The 19,038-nt window shown below is 61.7% G+C and carries 17 protein-coding genes; 8 read left to right on the top strand and 9 right to left on the bottom strand.

Annotated features, from left to right (window positions below):
* On the top strand, window positions 1-290 hold a 290-nt coding region (locus LKG04_RS07750), incomplete at its 5' end, for a GNAT family N-acetyltransferase (protein ID WP_291763661.1).
* 83 nt (window positions 291-373) lie between these two features.
* Here the strand turns inward: LKG04_RS07750 and LKG04_RS07755 are convergent.
* The 5 genes from LKG04_RS07755 to LKG04_RS07775 all read right to left on the bottom strand — a co-directional run bounded on the left by LKG04_RS07755 (window position 374) and on the right by LKG04_RS07775 (window position 6,103).
* Window positions 374-1,669, bottom strand: a complete 1,296-nt coding sequence (locus LKG04_RS07755) for a carboxyl transferase domain-containing protein (protein ID WP_291763664.1) — start codon at window positions 1,667-1,669, stop codon at window positions 374-376.
* A gap of 44 nt (window positions 1,670-1,713) precedes the next feature.
* Entirely contained in the window at window positions 1,714-3,543 is a 1,830-nt protein-coding gene (locus tag LKG04_RS07760; protein WP_291763667.1) for a biotin carboxylase N-terminal domain-containing protein, read from the bottom strand.
* Between the two features lie 69 nt (window positions 3,544-3,612).
* Complete coding sequence (locus LKG04_RS07765) at window positions 3,613-4,611, bottom strand: biotin-dependent carboxyltransferase family protein (RefSeq protein ID WP_291763672.1); 999 nt, start codon at window positions 4,609-4,611, stop codon at window positions 3,613-3,615.
* Window positions 4,608-5,324 (bottom strand): 5-oxoprolinase subunit B family protein, encoded by a 717-nt coding sequence (locus LKG04_RS07770; RefSeq protein WP_291763675.1) that lies wholly within the window; start codon window positions 5,322-5,324, stop codon window positions 4,608-4,610. The genes LKG04_RS07765 and LKG04_RS07770 overlap by 4 nt, the downstream gene beginning before the upstream one ends.
* Window positions 5,324-6,103, bottom strand: a complete 780-nt coding sequence (locus tag LKG04_RS07775; protein ID WP_291763678.1) for a LamB/YcsF family protein — start codon at window positions 6,101-6,103, stop codon at window positions 5,324-5,326. Before LKG04_RS07775 ends, LKG04_RS07770 begins: the two co-directional genes overlap by 1 nt.
* A 200-nt stretch (window positions 6,104-6,303) precedes the next feature.
* On the opposite strand from LKG04_RS07775, the gene LKG04_RS07780 reads away from it, so the two are divergent.
* Window positions 6,304-7,338, top strand: coding sequence for a LysR substrate-binding domain-containing protein (locus LKG04_RS07780; protein WP_291763680.1), 1,035 nt, complete (start codon window positions 6,304-6,306; stop codon window positions 7,336-7,338).
* Between the two features lie 113 nt (window positions 7,339-7,451).
* Here the strand turns inward: LKG04_RS07780 and LKG04_RS07785 are convergent, their stop codons facing one another.
* The 3 genes from LKG04_RS07785 to LKG04_RS07795 all read right to left on the bottom strand — a co-directional run bounded on the left by LKG04_RS07785 (window position 7,452) and on the right by LKG04_RS07795 (window position 10,456).
* A complete protein-coding gene (locus LKG04_RS07785; protein ID WP_291763682.1) occupies window positions 7,452-8,660 on the bottom strand; it encodes an aminotransferase class I/II-fold pyridoxal phosphate-dependent enzyme in 1,209 nt (402 codons plus the stop codon).
* Between the two features lie 68 nt (window positions 8,661-8,728).
* Window positions 8,729-9,649, bottom strand: a complete 921-nt coding sequence (locus tag LKG04_RS07790) for an AEC family transporter (protein WP_291763685.1) — start codon at window positions 9,647-9,649, stop codon at window positions 8,729-8,731.
* 54 nt (window positions 9,650-9,703) lie between these two features.
* Window positions 9,704-10,456 carry an SDR family oxidoreductase gene (locus LKG04_RS07795; RefSeq protein WP_291763686.1) on the bottom strand — a complete coding sequence of 251 codons (753 nt, stop codon included), beginning with the start codon at window positions 10,454-10,456 and terminating at the stop codon, window positions 9,704-9,706.
* A 245-nt stretch (window positions 10,457-10,701) separates the two neighbouring features.
* Here LKG04_RS07795 and LKG04_RS07800 point away from each other — a divergent pair, with 245 nt between their 5' ends.
* On the top strand, window positions 10,702-11,715 hold the full coding sequence (locus tag LKG04_RS07800; protein WP_291763689.1) for a LacI family DNA-binding transcriptional regulator: 1,014 nt from the start codon (window positions 10,702-10,704) through the stop codon (window positions 11,713-11,715).
* 60 nt (window positions 11,716-11,775) lie between these two features.
* Here LKG04_RS07800 and LKG04_RS07805 read toward each other — a convergent pair whose 3' ends face one another.
* On the bottom strand, window positions 11,776-12,732 hold the full coding sequence (locus LKG04_RS07805; RefSeq protein WP_291763692.1) for a LysR substrate-binding domain-containing protein: 957 nt from the start codon (window positions 12,730-12,732) through the stop codon (window positions 11,776-11,778).
* A gap of 495 nt (window positions 12,733-13,227) precedes the next feature.
* Here LKG04_RS07805 and LKG04_RS07810 point away from each other — a divergent pair, with 495 nt between their 5' ends.
* From LKG04_RS07810 to LKG04_RS07830, 5 genes are read left to right on the top strand one after another with little or no spacing between them, the layout of a single operon-like run.
* Complete coding sequence (locus LKG04_RS07810; protein ID WP_291763694.1) at window positions 13,228-14,127, top strand: ATP-binding cassette domain-containing protein; 900 nt, start codon at window positions 13,228-13,230, stop codon at window positions 14,125-14,127.
* The gene (locus LKG04_RS07815; RefSeq protein ID WP_291763696.1) at window positions 14,114-14,971 is read left to right on the top strand and encodes an ABC transporter ATP-binding protein; all 858 of its coding nucleotides are present in this window, start codon (window positions 14,114-14,116) and stop codon (window positions 14,969-14,971) included. The genes LKG04_RS07810 and LKG04_RS07815 overlap by 14 nt, the downstream gene beginning before the upstream one ends.
* Window positions 14,958-16,001, top strand: coding sequence for an ABC transporter permease (locus tag LKG04_RS07820; protein WP_291763698.1), 1,044 nt, complete (start codon window positions 14,958-14,960; stop codon window positions 15,999-16,001). Before LKG04_RS07815 ends, LKG04_RS07820 begins: the two co-directional genes overlap by 14 nt.
* 14 nt (window positions 16,002-16,015) lie before the next feature.
* Entirely contained in the window at window positions 16,016-17,005 is a 990-nt protein-coding gene (locus LKG04_RS07825; protein ID WP_291763701.1) for an ABC transporter permease, read from the top strand.
* 43 nt (window positions 17,006-17,048) lie between these two features.
* On the top strand, window positions 17,049-18,692 hold the full coding sequence (locus LKG04_RS07830; RefSeq protein WP_291763704.1) for an ABC transporter substrate-binding protein: 1,644 nt from the start codon (window positions 17,049-17,051) through the stop codon (window positions 18,690-18,692).
* Window positions 18,693-19,038 lie beyond the last annotated feature (346 nt).

The following is a 19,038-nucleotide window of genomic DNA, read 5'->3' on the forward strand; positions in this document are numbered from 1 at the left end:
CGCTTTCGCACTTCCATCCGCGCGAAGCTTATGATGGCGTGGTCGAGCTGAGCTACTACATCGCCAGCGACGCTCAGCATCACGGCTATGGCACGGCTATGGTCAAATGGTTGCTCGGCGCCGCCAAGCAACGTTCTTGCCGCATGGCCACCGCGCTGATCTTCGCCGACAACGCCGGCTCGGTCGCCCTCATGCGCCGCTTCAGCTTCACCCGCTTCGGCTTCCTGCCGCAGGCCTGCTACGACGGCAAGCGGTACATCGACATGTCGTATTGGTATAAGGAGCTGTAAGACAGCGGCAGGGCAACGCCACATTGCTGGAAGCTGCGCTAGCCAACTCGACGCTACCGTACGGAATGTAACGTAATTGACCCCTAGAACGTTACATTCCGTACGGTAGCGTCGAGTTGGCGTGCATAAGATGCGTGCCCAGCGAGCAAATGCCGTAGCATCATGTCAACCTGGGCGAGGCTCATGGTTTCGCCCGCGCCGTTGACTTGGAGACGCACTATCGGCTGCTCGGCTGATGATGGTACTGACGGCATCGCTGACGGCGCCTGCGTCGCGTCGTTATCAGCGAGCGGTTCAGCAGGCTCAAGTCGAATCCAGAGTTGACTGCTGTCTGCCTGTATGGCAGCCAATGCCGCGGCATCGCGCAGCATGTCGCAATCGCCTCGTACGGCGGCGCCATGTAGAGCCGCGCTGCCGGGAGTAGTGCTGCCGAGTGGCTCCGGGGCGAATCGGAATTCGTCGACAGCCGATACGACAGGCAGCGCAAAACGCTGGCAGAGCCGGGCGAAGTCGGTGATATCCGCCAAAGCCCGCGAATCGACCAGTATGCGATCACGTGCACCATGCGGCGCGATAACGCCGACGGCATGCCCGTGCACTCGCGCGAATCCCAATGCGACCGAGGCGTCGCTCGTGCTGCTCAAATAGAGCGGCGTATCGTCATCGGTGACTGCGTCGAACAGCTCGGCAATGCTGATATGCCGCTGCGCGGAAACTGCGGGTTCGTGCGTTGAGGCGTCGAACACCGGCGCAGCCTCGCCTATTGCAGACGGCAGGAAGGAAAGCAGGAATCGCGCGAAATCCGCAGCATCGGTGAAATCCTGCGCGACATAGCTGAAATCGGCCTGTCGGGATTCAGCGGTGGCCGTGTGTGTGATTCCGGTAGCTTGCAGGATGGTCGTAGAGAAGCTGACGGCAAACGAAGCCTCGGCGCCTGCTGCGATGATGAAATCCGAGAGTGCCAGGCAGCTGGCGAGCGGGCCGGTCACGGAACCTTGCACAATCGACACTATTGGCGAGCTGCTGGAATACCGTGCCAGTGCCATGCGCAAGTCATCGCAACGCAGCGTCTCGGAGGACATACCGCTGTCTTCGTCTCCGCTCTCAAGACCGTTCCAGCAGATGATCAGCGGCAGCCGCATGGACGAGGCCATGCCAAGCTGCGAGAACGAGCACGCCTCCTGCCTCGGCACGCCTTGATCCTGTGAGCATTGCTTTTGCACGCACTGCGAGACATTGATGGTCGCCGCTACAACGGGCCTGCCGAAGATATGCAGCACCGACCAGGACCAGACCGAGTCGTGCGAGGAGACAGGATGGTAATCTGCGTTGCTGTCGTCTGCCAGACTTGCGAAATAATCAGCGGAATGCTGTGTCATATGGGTTTCCTCTCCGAGCGAATCGTCGATCAGAACGCTTGACGTCATTTGATGGTTAGCAACGGCTGCCCTGTGGCGAAAGTGTCACCGAATTTGACCAGCAGCGCCGTAACCGTGCCAGCATGCGGGGCGCGGATGATCTGCTCCATCTTCATGCTTTCGATGACCAGCAGCGAATCGCCCTCGCTGACGACATCCGAGACGTGAACGCTTTCCTTGACGACGGTGCCGCCCATAGGAGCGAGCACATCGCCGGGATCATGCGCCTGCGCCGCAGGCCCGTCGAAATCATTCGTGCTCTGCTGACGATGACGAGTGGGGGCTGGCGAAGCGGCGCTTGCAACGGTTTGCACGCCGCTGGTGATGGCGTTATCGAGAAAACCCTCGGGGAAGCGCAGCGATACGCGACGGCCGTTTAGCTCGATGGTCGCGGTGCGCAGCGGCGCCGGTTGTTCGGCTGACTGAGCGGACTGGACATTGACATCGTCGGAAGACTCCAAGGTATTCGCGAAGTCGTTCTCAATCCATCGCGTATACACGGAGAAGCCGTGCTCGTCGCCGATGAACGCTGGTTCGTTGACAATTGCGCGGTGGAAGGGAAGCACCGTGGCTATGCCGTCGATGGCGTACTCGGCCAGCGCGCGTCGCGCTTTGGCAAGCGCCACGGCTCGCGTGGGACCGGTGACGACCAGCTTCGCCAGCAGCGAGTCGAAGGCCGGGTCGACGCTATCGCCCTCCTCGACTCCGGAATCCACGCGCACGCCCGGCCCGCCGGGTTCGTGATACCGCGTGATCGTCCCAGTCTGGGGCATGAAGTCATGCGCCGGGTCTTCGGCGTTGATACGGAACTCGAAGGCATGGCCGTGGGCGGTCGCGTCCGTATCGGTGACATGCCCACCGGCCGCGATGCGGAACTGCTCGCAGACCAGGTCGATGCCGGTGACCTCCTCGGATACGGTATGCTCCACCTGCAGCCGCGTATTGACCTCAAGGAACGATATGGTACCGTCCGTGCTGAGCAGGAACTCACAGGTTCCGGCACCGACATACCCGGCTTCGTGCAGCAGCGCCTTGGAGGACTCCACCAGCAGGCGATGCTGCTCGTCGCTCAGGAACGGGGCAGGGGCTTCCTCCACGAGCTTCTGGTTGCGCCGCTGCAAGGAGCAATCTCTGGTGCTGATGATCGTGACATCGCCGTACATATCGGCAAGGCATTGCGTTTCGACATGGCGAGGATGGTCGAGATATTTCTCGACGAAGCATTCGCCCCGGCCGAATGAGGCGATGGCTTCGCGGGTTGCGGACTCGAAGGCCTCGGGTATCTCCTCGAAGCGGTGGGCGATTTTCAGCCCTTTGCCGCCCCCGCCGAATGCGGCTTTGATGGCGATGGGCATTCCCGCCGTGCGGGCGAAGTCCTCGATCTCCTCGACGCTAGTGACCGGGTCGACCGTGCCGGGAGCCAATGGCGCGCCAACGAGCGTGGCGATATGGCGTGCGGCGACCTTGTTGCCGAGCGTCGCAATGGCCTGGGGGCTGGGCCCTATCCAGACTAGACCGGCGTCGATGACGCGCTGGGCGAATTCGTCGCTTTCGGACAGGAAACCATACCCCGGGTGAATAGCCTCGGCGTGGCACTGCTTGGCGATGGCGAGAATGCGGTCGATATTCAGATAGGTGTCTTTGGCGCTGGAACCATCGAGGGCGTAGGCCTCGTCGGCCAAGGAAACGAACAGGCTGTCGCGGTCCTGCTCGGCGTAGATTGCGATGCCGGTCAGATCGGCGTCATGCGCGGCCCGCAGCACGCGGACGGCGATTTCGCCGCGATTGGCGACCAGCACCCGGTGGAAGGACCGCGCCGTTTGGGTTGTGGCCATTGCCATTGCATTGGGTGCTTTGGATGATTCGGATGATATTGCATTTTCAGACACTGTGTTTTCAGACATCTATAAGGTCCATTCGTTCTCGGGGACGACGCGCCACGAGGCATGCAGCAGCGCGTTGACTCGCGTGGCTATATCCGATATTGCGCGCTGCTGCTGGCGTGCGGCTGCCGATGCGCTCGCGATATCGCATAGACGGAATCGCAGCTGCTGACCCGGCCTGGCCTGCGCGACCCGGCTTTGCCCACAGGAGCTGACCACGGCAAGCACTGGGTATCCGGCAGTGATGCCGCGCCCGCGCTGCAAGGCCAGCAGCGCGTTGTCGGCAGGCACTTCGATGGCACCGACCGGCACTGCGCGGGAGAGTACTTCGCCGCGGTTCTCGCTTCGTTGAGGAGTCGTGCCGGAAAGCCTGATGCCCACATGATTGCTGCGCGGGTCCACGATGTAGCGCTCCGTGATCAGAATCTCGCCGGCATCGGCAAATTCCTCCCAGTCCGGCCCTTTGAGCACTGGCACGAGGATATCGTCATCGAAGCGTGGCGAGGGGACATACAGGTTGATATAGGGGATGCCTGCGAACAGATCGGGTAGCGGCGGGGAGGACAGCAGCATCTCAATCGTGTCGCCGTCGTGCAGCCGCAATCCGAAGCCGAGCATGGTGTCCGGGGCGCAGCTGTCGAGCAGGCGCGGTGCGGCAATGCTGCCGCGTATGGCAAGATAGGTGCGCAGCCCGCCGACCGCGTTGCCGAGCGTGACTTGCTGTCCAGCTTTGACGCTGATGGGCGTGTTCATGTCAAGCGTCTCGTCGTCCACGCTTGCATGGTCCATAGGGCTGCCGGTTACCGCGATAAGGATGTCATCGCTGTCAACGGTAAACGTCAGTCCGTCTGCCAAGCATTCCAGCAGCGGGGCGTTCGGCGCATTGCCGACAAGCGCATTGGCCATTCGGGCTGAGGCCTGATCGAGCGCGCCGTATACGGACAGCCCGCGCACCGGTCCTTTACTGCGGCCCAGATCCGTGACGACGGCGTGACCGGCGTAATTCACCGTTATCGTCATCGCTGCACCTCCATATCGCGCATGGCGCGTCCGTTGTAGTGATCCCATTGCGATTCCTCGATGGCGCGGAATCGGATATGATCGCCGGGTCGATACGGCACCAGATCGGGGTCATCGAGATCCATCAATTGAATCGGGGTGATGCCGATGGCCCGCCATCCGCTCGGCGCCTTCACCGGCCCGATAACGCCTTGCCGCCCGGCCAGCGAAACCGATTGGGCGGGAACCGAAAGTCGCGGATCGTCCAAGCGCGGAATGGGCTTGGCGAACTCCGGGCCGTCGGTCATGCATGATGCCGCAGGGCCTCCCAGGCAGCGCACGATAAGATCCTGTGCGCCATGCAGGCGGATCACCTCGGACTGGGAGAGTCCAAGGTAGTCCGCCACGAATGGCAGGTCGGGGCCGTACTCGCCGCCGTACACCACCGGAACGTCGAAGATGCGGCCCTTGGGCAGCGGAGCCGCGAGATCATGCGCTTGCTCAAGCAGCCGCACGAACGCCGTGACGGTGTCTGCATCGGTGAGCACCGGATCGAATTCCAGCAAAGTCGAGTTGTAGGTCGGCACGGCGTCATAGAGCCCCGGCAGCTTCGCCGAGCCCAGCAGCCGCGACAGATTATGCACGGTGCGCCAGTCCTCGTCGCTCTCGCCGCTCGTGGATTCCACGCGCAGCCCGCATTCGCCGCAGGGCGATACCAGCAATGGGTTCGTCATCAGATGCTCGCAAACCGGTGGATAGTGATGCCGGCCTCTGCAACGCGCTGACGCACGACTTTGGCGATGCCAAGCCCGTTCGCGCCGTCGCTGTGCAGCAGAATGGTGTCGACATGCCGTTGCAGCTCCTTGCCGTTGCGGCTGATCAGGATGCCGTCCTTGACCAGGCGAATGGTGCGCGCTGCAATCTCCTCGGGATCGGTGAGCACGGCCCCCGGCAATCCGCGGGGCGTCAGCGTGCCGTCGTCTTCATAGCTGCGGTCGATGTTGCCGACCATGGCGATCCTGAGGCCGCGCTCGCGTGCAAGATTCGCCGTCTGGCCCGGCTGGGTATAGAGCACAATGGACGGGTCGACCGAGTAGATGGCGTCGACCATCGCCTTGGCATAGTCGGGCCTCGTGATGACGCTGTTGCCCAGCTTGCCGTGCGGGCACAGATGGGTGACCTTGGTGCCGTGCGCGGCGGCGAAGGCCTGCAGCGCACCGAGCTGGTAGATGATGTCCGTGCGCACTTCCGTCTCGCTCAGCTCCATCATGCGCCTGCCGAATCCCACGCGGTCGGGGAAGGAGGGGTGTGCGCCGATGCCGATGCCGCGTTGCGCACATAGACTCACGATTCTGTCCATGGTGCGCGGGTCTCCAGCGTGGTAGCCGCAGGCAATATTCGCCGAGGTGATGATTTCCAGGAACGCGTCATCGTCTCCCATGCGCCACTGGCCATAGCTCTCGCCCATATCGGCGACCAGATCGATCGTCGCTGTTGTGCCACTGCCTTGCATAATGCCACCCTTTCCTTCGATTCGGTTTCTTGCGGGGCTTCCTCGCGCTCATACGGGTCTGTGCCCTGCGCGAGCGCTTGCGTATTCACATCATGAGTTTGCCAATGTATCGGCTATGTTTCCTAAGTAGTAATATATGATTTACTTATAGATTGAAACTTCTTGAAAGTCTGGAACATTCCCTATCGATTGGGGTACATATGGAGACTCGTCGGCTGCATCAGTTCATCGTCATCGTCGATTCCGCCTCGATGACCCGCGCCGCGCAGCTGCTGCATGTCGCGCAGCCGGCGCTGAGCCAAAGCATTGCGATACTCGAACGCGATATGAACCAGCAGCTGCTCACGCGGCGGCATGTCGGCGTGGTTCCGACGGCAGCGGGGTGGTCGCTGTATCGATATGCCAAGGACATCGTGCGACTTGAGGAAACCGCGCGTCAACAGGTGCAGGAAGGGTATGAGTCCCCGCAGGAGACCGTGACCTTCGGCGTGGCCCCGTTCAGCATCACGCCTGCGTTCATGGTTCGCCTGGTCGCAGCGATCAAGCGGCAGTACCCGCGCATCACGCTGCGCATCGTCGAGGCGCTGTCTGTCGTGCACAGCCAGGCGGTGAAGCTGGGGCAGCTGGATGTCGCGCTGATTTATCATCCCGGGCCGGTCAAGGGCGTCAGGCTGCAGACGGTGCTGCATGACCGCCTGTGCTTCGTGGCCCCGCGCGATGATGTGGCTCTCGGAGCAACGGGTATGGAATCAGGTGCTGGCTTGGGCGCAACGGCGTTGAATGCAGCAGGGCTGAATGCGACGCTGGGTCATAGCAGACAACGAAGTCACAGCCAGACCGCGCTAGCAGCCGAACCGCGAGGCGTGCGCTGGGCGGACATCGCGAATCGCGATCTCATTCTTCCTCGCTCCACGCATACGCTCAGGGCCTTGGTCGAGCAGGCCTACAGCGTGAATATGAGCATACCGCAGGTGTCGTTGGAGCTTGAGCACACTGCGCCGCTGCCCGAAGCAGTGAGCCGGGGGATAGGCGACACGATTCTTCCCTCGCATGTGGCGCAGGCCGTATTCGACAGCGAGAAGTTCGCCATCATGCCCTTGCGCGAGCCTTCGGTCGAAGTGCGTTTCGCCTTGGCGACATCCGCCGAGGCAACACATTCGCGCGGCACCGAAGTGGTCGCCCAGGTGCTGCGCGACACCATAAGCGACCAGGAAATCAGCGACAACGGCTTCTGAGATTCCGCATATAAGCGAACCAATACATGGGCAAGCCGACGCAGCACGGTGCGTCGACTCAAGAGTCGTCAGATATGTGAGTCCGGAGGCCAAAGTCTGGGCCGTTGTAAGCGTTATCGCAGCACGGCGATGGCCTGCTCGATGCTGTCGAAGGCATCGCTCAGCACTTGGATGGACGTGGCGAAGGAGATGCGGAAGTAGGGCGAGAGGCCATAGGCCGTGCCCGGAACCGTGCCCACCGAGCCTTGGGACAGGAAGTAGTCGCTTACGGCCGCGTCGTCGCCAAGCACTGTTCCGTCGGGGCAGTGGCGGCCGATCAGTCCGGCGCAGTTCACATAGATGTAGAACGCGCCGTCCGGCGACAGGCAGGACAGCCCGTCGATCTGGTTGATGCGTCCGACGGCGAAATCCCTGCGTTCGTGGTAGGCCTGCACCATCGTGCCCACGGCGCTCTGGTCCCCGGTCAGCGCTGCGGCGGCCGCAGCCTGACTGACCGATGAGGCGCAGGATGATATCTGCGAGACGAGCTTGTTCATGGCCCCGATCAGTGCCTTCGGCCCGATGCCGAATCCGATGCGCCACCCGGTCATGGCGTAGGTCTTCGACACGCCGTTGACCGTCAGAATCCTGTCGGCGAGATCGGGCGCGATGCTGACCAGCCCTTCCGGCTTGGCGTCGGAGAATACGATTTCGTTGTAGATGTCGTCGCACAGCACCAGCACGTCGCTGTGCTTGCGCAGCACAGCGGCCAGCGCCTGCAATTCGGCCGTGGAATACACTGCGCCGGAAGGATTGCTGGGCGAGTTGAGGATCAGCCAGCGCGTGGAATCGCTGATGGCCTGCTCAAGCTCATCCGCAGTCATCTTGAAACCGTCGGCTTCCGTGGTCTCGACGACCACCGGGGTTCCTGAATTCATGATGGCCATATCGGTGTACGACACCCAATAGGGCGCGGGCACGATTACCTCGTCGCCAGGACACAGCGTCGCCATCAATGCCAGTGCGATCACCTGCTTGCCGCCCACGCCCACGCATATCTCGTCGTCCTCGCAGGGCCGGCCATACCGACGCAGATAGTACTGCTTGATGGCGTTGCGCAGCTCGGGCGTGCCGTTGGCCGAAGTGTAGCGCGTCTCGCCATGACCGATCGCTGCAACAGCGGCCTCGCAGATGGGCTCGGGCGTGTCGAAGTCCGGCTGGCCTACCGTCAGCGAGAGAATGGTGCGTCCTTGGGCGCGCAAAGCTCGCACATGGTCCGCCGCCACGGCGCTCGGCGACTCTTTGATGGATGTGACGCGTTCGCTCAAACGTATGCTGGGCATGATGATCCTTTCGATAAGCATGGATTATAGATATTCGTGAGGAATGTCCCGTCGCTGTTCTGGCGTCATCACGACAGCAGGAAGGCGATGACGACGATGACCGGCACCGAAACCAGCGTAGTGATCAGCGTGCCGTCGCGGGCCAGCTCCTTGCCGGTGCCGAAGCGCGTGGCATAGGTGTACACGTTCTGGGCAGCCGGCAGCGCCGCCATCACTACGCAGGCCATCACGTTGGCCGGGGTGAGGTCGAACAGCTTGCTGGCGAGGAAGAAGGCGATAATCGGCTGCACGATGTTCTTGAGCACGACGGCGGTCGCCACCGGGCCTGTCGACCCGCTGGAAAGCAGCGTACGATTTGCGGCGAAGGACATGCCGAAGGTCAGCAGCATGCCGGGCACTGAGATGCCGGACAGCAATTGGATCGGCTCCATGATGACATCCGGGACATGCCAATGGGCGACCATGACGATCACCCCGGCGAAGCTCGCCAACAGAATCGGATTGGCGAAGGCATGCAGCAGCGACTTGCCGATGTTGGCCTTGCGTTGCGACGTGAGTTCCAGCAGCAGCATGACAATCGGCGTGTAAATGGCGAGCTGGAACAGCAGAATCGGCGCTATCTGAGCCGCATTGCCCAGCACATAGGCGGCCAGCGGTATGCCGAGGTTGCCAGCGTTGACATACGACGACGACATGGAGCCGACGACGGTCTGCGCCCAGGACTGCTTCCACACCAGGATGCTGAACAGCACGTAGACGATGATGACCGCCACCACGCTGATCACCTGCACGGCCATGGCTGGACCGAAGACGTCAGCCGGCTTGGATCTGCCGACGGTGGTGAACAGCAGCGCCGGAGAGGCGACGAAGAACACGAGCCGCGTGATGATGAGCTCGGCGTTGTTGCCGAGGATGTGATTTCTTTGCAGCAAGTACCCCAGCACGATGATCGAGCCGACGACCAGGAAACTCGAGAGAACAGCGGTCATGGCCGTCGAATCCTTTGCCGATGCGTGGATGAGTTCATAAGCGCTCGCATGCCTTCAGCCGCGGCGGTTGAAGGTCAGCCCGCCTGGCACCTGGAAGGTCGGCATGATCTCCATCAGGCCGACATTCATATGGCGGGGCGAATCGATGGCGAAGTCGATGGCGTTGACGATGTCGTCGGTGGTCAGCGACTCATAGCCGTCGAAGTACTCCTTGCGCGCCGCCTCGATGGCTTCCGGCGAACCGCCCACGTTGCGCGCGAATATCTCGGTCTCCACGCGGCCGGGGCAGATTTCGGTGACGCGGATGCGCTTGCCGACCGTGTCGTTGCGCAGCTGCCGGGAGAGCTGGTGGACTGCGGCCTTCGTCGCATGGTAGCCGGTGTGGCCGAAGAAATTGTAGAGTCCCGCGATGCTGCTGGTGTTCACGATATGGCCGAGATCGCGCTCGACCATGCCGGGCAGCAGCACGCGGACGAGCTGCAGGATGGCGCCCAGATTGATGTTCACCATGTTCTCGAGGTCCTGCCGGGTGGCGTCGAGGATGTTGCCGGGCCGACTCACTCCTGCGTGATTGACCAGGATATCGACCTGCAGCCCCGTGAACTCGCGTTCGATGGCATCGGTATCCGCCAGATCCAGCGCATGAGGAATCGCGCCGGTCTCCTTTGCCAGCTGTTCCAAGCGCTTCGCGTCACGCGCCACGGCGTGAACGGTGAGCCCGCGTTCGGTGAATCTGCGCACTGTGGCGTTGCCCATGCCGCTGGAAGCGCCGGTAACGAGCGCAGTTGTGTAATCGCTGTATGTCATGGATGTCGCCTTACGTAGAAGTTGGTTGTGACGGATGGGGCACACCATATGCTGGCCGGTATTACCGAGATGTAACGCATAGCGGCGTTTGCCAGATTTATGCAGTGAGGGTTATACGCTGATGGGGATTGTATGGAATGCTTGGCTGAAAATTGGCACGAAAATTGCCATAGGCACGTTTTGTGACAGAGCATTGCCATACACGGGCATGCGCAGCTGCCTTGCGGCAAGAGAAGAGGGGGACCATGACCATCCCGCAGCGGAGGAACGACCGGCGAGTGACGCTCACCGACATCGCCCAGGCGTGCCATCTCGCTCCTTCGACCGTGTCGCGGGCGTTGCATGACCCCGGGCGCGTGAACTCGCATACCTACGAGCGGATTGTGCGTGCGGCACAGGAACTTGGATATCACGATGACTTCGGGGCGTCGTCCGCCCCGAGCTTCATTCGGGGGACCGTGGCGCTTGTCGTGCCGAGCCTGACCAATCCCGTCACGCTCGATCTCATCCGCGGCTGCCATGCCCGTGTGCAGTCCTTGGGATATCTGTTCGTGCTGGTGAGCACCGATGAGTCGAGCGAGCAGGAGGCCAGCTGGATCAGCGAGCTTTCGGGGACCGTGGACGGGATGATTCTGGCCTCGCCGCGTCTGAGCGATGAAGAGCTGCGGCACAAGGGAGCCAACACGCCGATAGTCGTGGTGAACCGTGAGCTGGAAGGCATGTCCTCGGTGATCGCCGACACCTCCAGCGCCATGCAGCAGGCGCTGCGCTATCTGGCATCGTTGGGCCATCGCGGCATCGCCTACGTCCACGGCCCTTCGGATTCACGGCTGGACCGCGCCCGGTACCGTGCCGTCATGAAGGAGGCGGCCGACCTATCGGGCGTGTCGGTGAAGGAGCTGGGGCCGTACCGACCTTCGCTCGTTGCGGGGGAGGCGGCGGCGGATGCGCTCGCCATCAGCGGGGTGACCGGCGTGATGTTCTTCGACGATCTGCTCGCCTTGGGCGCCATGCGGCGTTTCGCCCACATCGGCGTGCGCGTGCCGGAGGATATCAGCGTGATCGGCTGTGACGACTGCTTCGCCGCCGAGATGGTGCAGCCGCAGCTCACTACGGTGTCCGCCTCCGCCGATGAGCTGGGCCGGTCGGCAGCCCAGCTGCTGGTCACGCAGCTCGGTTCCGCGAATATCGAACCCCAGTCGCAGTGCCTGCCTGCCCAACTGGCCATACGCCATTCGACGGCTGGGGCGGCCGCCTGAAAGTCTGGATGGGATAGGGGGAGGCCAAGACGCGCCTGCTGTCTTGCTGTTTCGCAGCCTTTACCGCTTATGCACGGCCCCAGGAGTCTTGCGGTTTTTCGTGTTGCGCCCGGTTCCCCGCTGCTTGTCGACGGCGTTGCGAATAAGCTCGACCACGACATCGGCCGCGCTCGATCTGAATTGCGTGTCGGGCGTGCACAGCGCGAATGAGGCGATGAGGACGGGCGACTCGATGCGGAGCTTCTGGAATTCGCGCCCGGGGAATATCTCCTCCGCTGAGGATTGAGGCAGGCATGTGCAGCCCAGCCCTTTTTCGACGACCTGGCGCAGTACCAGCGGCGATTCGATTTCCGCGCGGATGAACAGTTCGAGATTGTGCTTGCGGAAAGCCGATTCGACGATTTGGCGCAGGATGTTATCTGATTCCGGGAGGAAGAGCTCAAGACCTCCCATAGCCTCAAGGCTGATGCTGTTCGTCCCCGGCTCCGTGACGCGCAGATCCCTGCGTGCGACCACATAGAGGTCCTCGGTGCTGATCACCTCGCAGTGAATGCCGGGTATGAAGCCGGGATCGTAGATGATCGCGGCGTCGAGCACGCCCATCTTGACAGCTTGGCTGAAGGTGGTCGAGAGCGCCTCCACGCAGTGAACAGATATGCCCGGGTAATCAGTCAGCACGGTTTCCAGCACGGACGAGGCGATGTCGTTGGCGCAGTTGTACGCGCCCAGCCCCAGCGACACCAGCCCGGAAGGCCCGGCGCCTATCCGGCCCATCTGGCGCAGCGTGCCGCGCTCCATGCGCAGGATCATCTGGGAGGAGCGGTACAGCGATTCGCCGGCGGGGGTCAGCGCGATGCCATGCTGGCTGCGGGTCAGGAGCTGGTGGCCGAACTCTTTCTCCAACGAAGCGACGTGCCGGCTGAGGGCCGGCTGGGAGATCTTGAGAATTTCGGCGGCGCGTCCGATGCTGCCGTAATCGGCCAATTGAGTGAAATAAAACAGTTTTTTCGTATCCATGCAAGCCTCCATACCCCGTTGAAACGAATTCCATTGGAGCGTGTCCCGGTTCCGTCTGCATTACTGACGTGTTTCGAAAATGTGAAATGGCGCGGCTCCTGGTGCGTCCGCTGCAGTACGGGACTTTACGCTACTTCGTGTCTCGATGCTGCGCGAATAGACGTTTTCCAAGGCATCTGCCGCTCGCAAATGCGTCCGGGCGAGGACATCCGGCCGCAATCCTGGCGAAAACATCCATGCTATGGGTTGATAACAAAAGCGCATGGCGTTTCATCGCCAGAGGAAACAAAGCTCCTTTACGGTGTGGTCAACGCATCCACAATGCCGATGCTTGATCTGCCGCTCGCAACGGCACCTATCGCGTAAGGCATGCGCAAGGGCAATCCAGCAATGGACGGTTCAGCCGAGCAACACACGCTGCGGCAATCAGCAAACAAACAACAGCCAAAAGCAATGAGCAATGAGCAATGAAAGGTTTGCGCAATGGAGGAGAATATGACACACGCTTCACCGGACGCACCACCGGTTCGCGAAGCCGTAACGGTGCGGGGCATGTCCATTGCCTACGTGAGCGACGATCGCTATAACGCCGTGGTCAACGACGTGAGCTTCAGCTTGCAGCAATCGGATCGCCTCGCCATCGTCGGAGAATCAGGATCGGGCAAGACAACGCTGGCGATGGCGGTCGCCGGCCTGCTGCCGTCGAGAATCGCGAAAATCGACTGCCCGACCGCTTCGATAGCCGGCAAGAACGTGGATATGAGCGCGAGCTCCGCAGTCATACCCACGCGGAGGCAAGGTGTGTCGATGATCTTTCAGGACGCGATGACCTCCCTCGATCCGGTCGCTTCGATCGGTCACCAGTTCAGGACGGTGCTTGGCTCGCTCACCTCCCAGTCCCGGTCGCAGATTCGCAAGGAGGCCGTGCAATGGCTCGACAAGGTCGGCATTCATGAGCCGGAACGCGTGATCAAGCTGCATTCCTACGAGATGTCCGGCGGCATGCGCCAGCGCGTGATGATAGCCCTAGCGCTGTGCTCCAAGCCGCTGCTGCTCATTGCGGACGAACCCACGTCGGCGCTGGACGCCTCGGTGAGCAGAAGGGTCATGGATCTCATCCTCGAACTGACCGCAGAGCTGGGAACCGCGCTGATCATCATCACGCATGACATCGATCTGGCGAGGGAATACACCAACAAGTCCCTGGTGCTCTACCACGGGCATGTGCAGGATTTCTGCGACACCGCGCAGCTCGGCGACGAGAACCGCTCGCCGTATACCCGTTCGCTGCTCGCCTGCGTGCCGCGGCTGAATTCCTACGATCTGGACACGCTGCCGACGCTGGATCACAACGCGGCCTTGACCCAAGGAGGCATGAGCGATGATCGGCAATAGCAATGACGATTTCACGCTGTCCGTCAAAGACGTCACGAAACGCTTCGGACGCGGCAAGCAGCAGTTTACCGCCGTCAACAAGATCAGCCTCGAAGCCAGCACGGACTCGGCCATAGGAGTTATCGGCGAGTCCGGATCGGGCAAGTCGACGCTGGCGAGAATGATCGTGGGCTTCGAAAAACCCACGGAAGGCACCATCACCATCAACGGGCTGCCGCTGGAGCAATGGATGGCGAATCCCACGGATCTGCTCGAATATCGCCGCATCGTGCAGTACGTCGCGCAGGACACCTCCTCGTCGTTCGACCCGAAAAAGAAAATGGGCGAATCGATCGCCGCTCCGATCCGCAAGCTGCTCAAGATCCGCGACAAGGACGAGATCGTACAGCGCACGGAGACGATTGTCAGCGAGCTTGGTCTGGATGTCGCCTTGTGCTCGCGCTATCCCCGCCAGCTTTCGGGCGGTCAGCGCCAGCGCTTCGCGCTCGCCAGATCGCTGGTCGTGAGCCCCAAGCTGCTCATCTGCGACGAGGTAATTTCGGCGCTGGACGTCTCCGTGCAGGGCGCGGTGCTCAATCTGATCAAAAAGGAGTCGGCGAAGCGGGGGATCGGGCTGGTATTTATCTCCCACGGCCTGCCCGCCACGGCGTTCATCAGCTCCGACCTGATGGTGATGAAGCAGGGCGATGTGGTCGAGGCCGGTTCGGTGCAGGAAGTCATCGAGCATCCGCGCCACGAATACACCAAGGCGCTGCTGCACGCTTACTCGTATGGGCAATCATCGCCTGAACAGGCACCGGAAAGCAACCTGCCGTCGAAGGAGCTGGGCAATGAACTGGTTTAAGAAAAACATGTGGTGGCTGCGGCGCATCGTCGAGCTTCCAATTGACATCGCGGCGTTCTCCGTCATCGCCTTCTTCCTGGTCAGGCTGCTGCCCGGCGACCCGGTGCAGCTCTCCCTGGCCTCGCGCGGCGAGGGCTACACGCACGCGCAGTATGAGGCGCAGGCTGAATCCATGGGACTCGGCGGATCGATATGGCACCAGTTCGCGAATTTCGTCAAAGGGGCTGTCGTCGGCAACCTGGGTAATTCGACGGTCAGTGGCAAGCCGGTCACGCAAGAGGTCCTGAGCAGGCTGCCTTCCACGATCGAGCTGGTGACCTTGGGCCTTGGCGCGGCGCTGATATTCGCGCTGCTGCTGGGATTCCTTTATATCCGGTCCTCGAATCGCACGCTGCGCAGCGCCATCCGCACGTATGCGTCGTTCGCGACCAGCATCCCCGTGTTCGTCGTCGCCGTGTTCAGCATCATGCTGTTCTACGTCATTCTCAAATGGCTGCCGGCTCCGCTCGGCAGGGTCTCCTCCGGCACGCTTCCGGTGGTGACGGGTTTCCCGCTCCTCGACGAGGTGCTTACCGGCAACTGGACGCAGCTGGGTGAGACGCTGGTGCTGTATATCCTGCCGGTCGGCTCGATGATGCTTACGTACACGCCGAATCTGCTCACGCAACTGATCGGCGGCCTCGACCGTGAGCTCGCCGAAACCACCACCCAGTTCCAAGTCGCCGCCGGGGTGGGCAGGAAGTGGATCTACATCAGCATATTCCGCCGCTCGCTCTCCAGCGTCGTCGTGGTGTTCGGCCTGATCTTCGGCGGCCTGATCGGCGGCGCGGTCACGGTGGAAAGCCTGTTCGGCTTCGGCGGCATCGGCGCGCTGGCGGTGCGCTCCGTCGCGTCGGTGGACTTCCCTGCGCTGCAAGGATTCCTCATCCTCAGCGTCGCGTTCTGCATGTTCGCGTTCTTCCTCGTGGATCTGGTGAATATGTGGCTTGACCCGCGCAGACGCCCCGGCGTAGCAAATCAGGAGGATTAATCATGGAAATCTCAATGACTCAAGGCTCGGTGGCATTGTCTTCGGCCGCGCCGACTCCCGCAAAGCCGGCACACGCGCAGTCGGCCCGCACGCAGTCGGCTCACGCGCAGCCTCCAGCGGCGCAGCCAAAGGCAAAGGTTCGCGGCAGCAGTTCGGCGCGCAAGATCCTGACGATCCTTGCGGCGTTCCTGCCCGTGATCATCATCGTGGCCATATGCCTGTTCGCTCCCGCGCTCTCGCATTTCTCGCCGACGACCACCGTAGGCGCGGCGCGTCTCAAACCTGACGCCACCTACTGGTTCGGCACGGATTCGGTCGGCATGGACGTGTACTCGCGCACTTTGTACGGCACGCGCATCGCGGTCCAGTTCGCCATCGTGGTCGCCGTCCTGAGCACAATGCTCGGCGTGCTGATCGGCACGTTCATCGGCCTCACCGAAAGCTCGAAAGGCGTGTTCAGCAACGTCGGTCGCCTGATGAATAAGATCAGCGAGTACATCATCGCGATCCCCGGCATCATCCTGGCCATTGTCGTCGTAGGCCTTATGGGCTCCTCCAATTTCGCGCTGATCACCTCGCTGACCCTGGTGCTGGTGCAGGCTCCCATCAAGCTCACCCGCGTCGAGATACTGCGGGTGAAGCGGGAGAACTATCTTGAGGCGGCGCAGATGGCCGGCGAGTCCTCGTTCCAATCCGCGTTCGTCCATGTCATCCCGAACTCCATCGGGCCGGCATTGCGCAATCTGCCGCTGATCTTCGGCAACTGCGTGATCAACCTGGCCGCCTTGGGATTCATCGGCATCGGCGTGAACGCGCCGACTCCTGAATGGGGGTACATGATCTCCAAGGGCATCTCCTCCATGATGCTCGGCCGCTGGTGGGAGGCGGTGTTCCCCTCCCTGTTCCTCTTTGTATCGGTTTTGGGCATTTCCTATTCCTCCAAAGCCATACCGAAATCCGTCCCCCTCATCCGCCAGCTGGCGGACCGTCGGGGAAGCAAATAACCAACCATCAACACAACAGAGAAGTAAGGAAACGCATATGCATATGCACAGTAGACTTCGTAGAAAGATATCGGCGGCATTCCTTGCCCTCGCTACTGTCTTCGCGATGGCCGCCTGCTCCAATTCGGTGCCGGACGCGGGCGCCGGCTCCGACTCGGGCGGTTCCTCCTCATCCCTGACTGCGGCCATTGCGGCGATGCCCACAAGCTACGACCTTGAAGGCACGTGGGCCGCCTCCAACGAGAACTACACGATATGGTCGCAGACCATGGTGAACCTTGTTCGGTACAAGTACGCGGAGAAGAACGGCGTTCAGGTGCAGGACTTCACCAAGTACGAGGGCGTTCTCGCCGACAAGGACAACCCCTTCACCGTGAGCGACGGCGGCAAGACCTACACCTTCCACCTGCGCAAGGGCGTCAAGTCCCAGGCGGGCAACCCCTTCACCGCGCAGGACGTGTACTGGTCGCTGCAGCGCAAGCTGAATGTATCCGGTGGCAGGCTGCCGCAGATCACGAATCTCTTCGACAACATCAATCAGGTTCAGATAGTCGACGACTACACGATCGCCATCCACCTGCATGATGTGGACAAGGGCGAGATCTTCCTGCCCAACCTCACCGGACAGATGGGAAGAATCTGGGACAAGACCGAGATGCTCAAGCACGCGACGTCAGACGACCCTTGGGGGACGAAGTGGGCGGCTCAAAACACGGGAGCCGGCTACGGTCCCTATACCGTCTCGTCAGTGACCGAGGGCCAGCAGCTGGTTCTGAAGGCGAATGCGAACTACCCGCTGGACAAGCCGAAGTTCACCACGATCACCATGAAGGTCGTCGCTGATTCCGGCACCCGTGCGCAGATGCTGGCAAGCGGCGATGTGGATGTCGCGGAGGCCTTAAGCCCGAGCGACGCCACCTCCATCGCCGACAAGGTGCAGCTTCCCAAAGTCGACAACCCCACGGAGTTCGTCGGTCTGACCTTGGTGGAGAACAAGGCCCCATTCGATGATCAGCGCGTGCGCCGGGCGTTCCGCTACGCCGTTCCCTACAGCGACATCATCAAGCAGGTCTACCAGGGCAAGGCGAAGGCGAGCAGCGGCTGGGTCACGGCGGCCATGGGCGTCACCGGCCTCTCCGAGAAGCCGGCATACACCTATAGCCCGTCCAAGGCGAAGGCGTTGCTAAAGGAAGCGGGCAAGACAAGCGTCCCCGTCACGCTGAGCGTGTCGAGCCTCGTGCCCGACATCATCGACTCGGCGGTGATGATCTCCTCGTCCGCCAAGGCGGCAGGCTTCGACGTTACGGTGAAGCAGCTTTCCGCAGCGGACTTCGCCAGCGGCCGCGCCAACAAGACCTTCCAGGCGCTGATGGTGGCGAACCGCTCCCAGGTGCAGGCTCCCGCAGGCATCGACAACTTCTTCTCCACGAAGGGCGACAACAACAGCGCCTTCGCTCCTACCGACGAGTACACCGGCCTGCTTGACGCGGCCAAGAACGCCGGCAAGTCGACGAGCAAGGAAGCCGCTCCCCAATGGCAGAAGTTCAGCGACTTTCTTAACGATGAGGCGAGCAACCTCCCCATGGTCTACCGCCAGCCGAATCAGGCGTACAGCACCAAGCTGCAGAACATGTCGTATCGCTACGACAGCACCATCGACTACAGCATTCTGGCACCGAAATCCTGATTCGGGGTTTGAGCGTTGAAAGCGTTGGCGTTCTCATGCTGAAATCGAACATATACATATAGCGAACGCCAACGCACGATGTGCGCGAAGGCCGGTTCCCGCGCTCCAGGCATAGTGCCTCGAACGTGGGAACCGGCCTTTGCGCGTTGCCTTGCAGTGAGTCCGCTATCGTGTTCGCGTGGCGAAGATGGCCTCCTATGCAACCCGTGCGGTTTTCCTACGGCATGACGAGAATGGTTTTGGTGCCGGGATCGCCGTGGCTGGCATGTTCAAGCGCGTCCGCGTAGCCGCCGAACGGGTGCTCGATTGCGCGAGGGGCTGCAAGAGAGCCGATCGCGAGGCCTCT

It is taken from the genome of Bifidobacterium sp. (assembly GCF_022640935.1).
GTDB lineage: Bacteria > Actinomycetota > Actinomycetes > Actinomycetales > Bifidobacteriaceae > Bifidobacterium.

Excerpts from the sequence above, each read along its gene's own strand:
- LKG04_RS07790 (WP_291763685.1), bottom strand. The coding sequence starts at position 9,649 with ATGACCGCTGTTCTCTCGAGTTTCCTGGTCGTCGGCTCGATCATCGTG.
- LKG04_RS07820 (WP_291763698.1), top strand. The coding sequence starts at position 14,958 with ATGAACTGGTTTAAGAAAAACATGTGGTGGCTGCGGCGCATCGTCGAG.
- LKG04_RS07770 (WP_291763675.1), bottom strand. The coding sequence starts at position 5,324 with ATGACGAACCCATTGCTGGTATCGCCCTGCGGCGAATGCGGGCTGCGC.
- LKG04_RS07800 (WP_291763689.1), top strand. The coding sequence starts at position 10,702 with ATGACCATCCCGCAGCGGAGGAACGACCGGCGAGTGACGCTCACCGAC.
- LKG04_RS07795 (WP_291763686.1), bottom strand. The coding sequence starts at position 10,456 with ATGACATACAGCGATTACACAACTGCGCTCGTTACCGGCGCTTCCAGC.
- LKG04_RS07780 (WP_291763680.1), top strand. The coding sequence starts at position 6,304 with ATGGAGACTCGTCGGCTGCATCAGTTCATCGTCATCGTCGATTCCGCC.
- LKG04_RS07755 (WP_291763664.1), bottom strand. The coding sequence starts at position 1,669 with ATGACACAGCATTCCGCTGATTATTTCGCAAGTCTGGCAGACGACAGC.
- LKG04_RS07815 (WP_291763696.1), top strand. The coding sequence starts at position 14,114 with ATGATCGGCAATAGCAATGACGATTTCACGCTGTCCGTCAAAGACGTC.
- LKG04_RS07805 (WP_291763692.1), bottom strand. The coding sequence starts at position 12,732 with ATGGATACGAAAAAACTGTTTTATTTCACTCAATTGGCCGATTACGGC.
- LKG04_RS07785 (WP_291763682.1), bottom strand. The coding sequence starts at position 8,660 with ATGCCCAGCATACGTTTGAGCGAACGCGTCACATCCATCAAAGAGTCG.
- LKG04_RS07825 (WP_291763701.1), top strand. The coding sequence starts at position 16,016 with ATGACTCAAGGCTCGGTGGCATTGTCTTCGGCCGCGCCGACTCCCGCA.
- LKG04_RS07765 (WP_291763672.1), bottom strand. The coding sequence starts at position 4,611 with ATGACGATAACGGTGAATTACGCCGGTCACGCCGTCGTCACGGATCTG.
- LKG04_RS07810 (WP_291763694.1), top strand. The coding sequence starts at position 13,228 with ATGACACACGCTTCACCGGACGCACCACCGGTTCGCGAAGCCGTAACG.
- LKG04_RS07830 (WP_291763704.1), top strand. The coding sequence starts at position 17,049 with ATGCACAGTAGACTTCGTAGAAAGATATCGGCGGCATTCCTTGCCCTC.
- LKG04_RS07775 (WP_291763678.1), bottom strand. The coding sequence starts at position 6,103 with ATGCAAGGCAGTGGCACAACAGCGACGATCGATCTGGTCGCCGATATG.
- LKG04_RS07760 (WP_291763667.1), bottom strand. The coding sequence starts at position 3,543 with ATGGCCACAACCCAAACGGCGCGGTCCTTCCACCGGGTGCTGGTCGCC.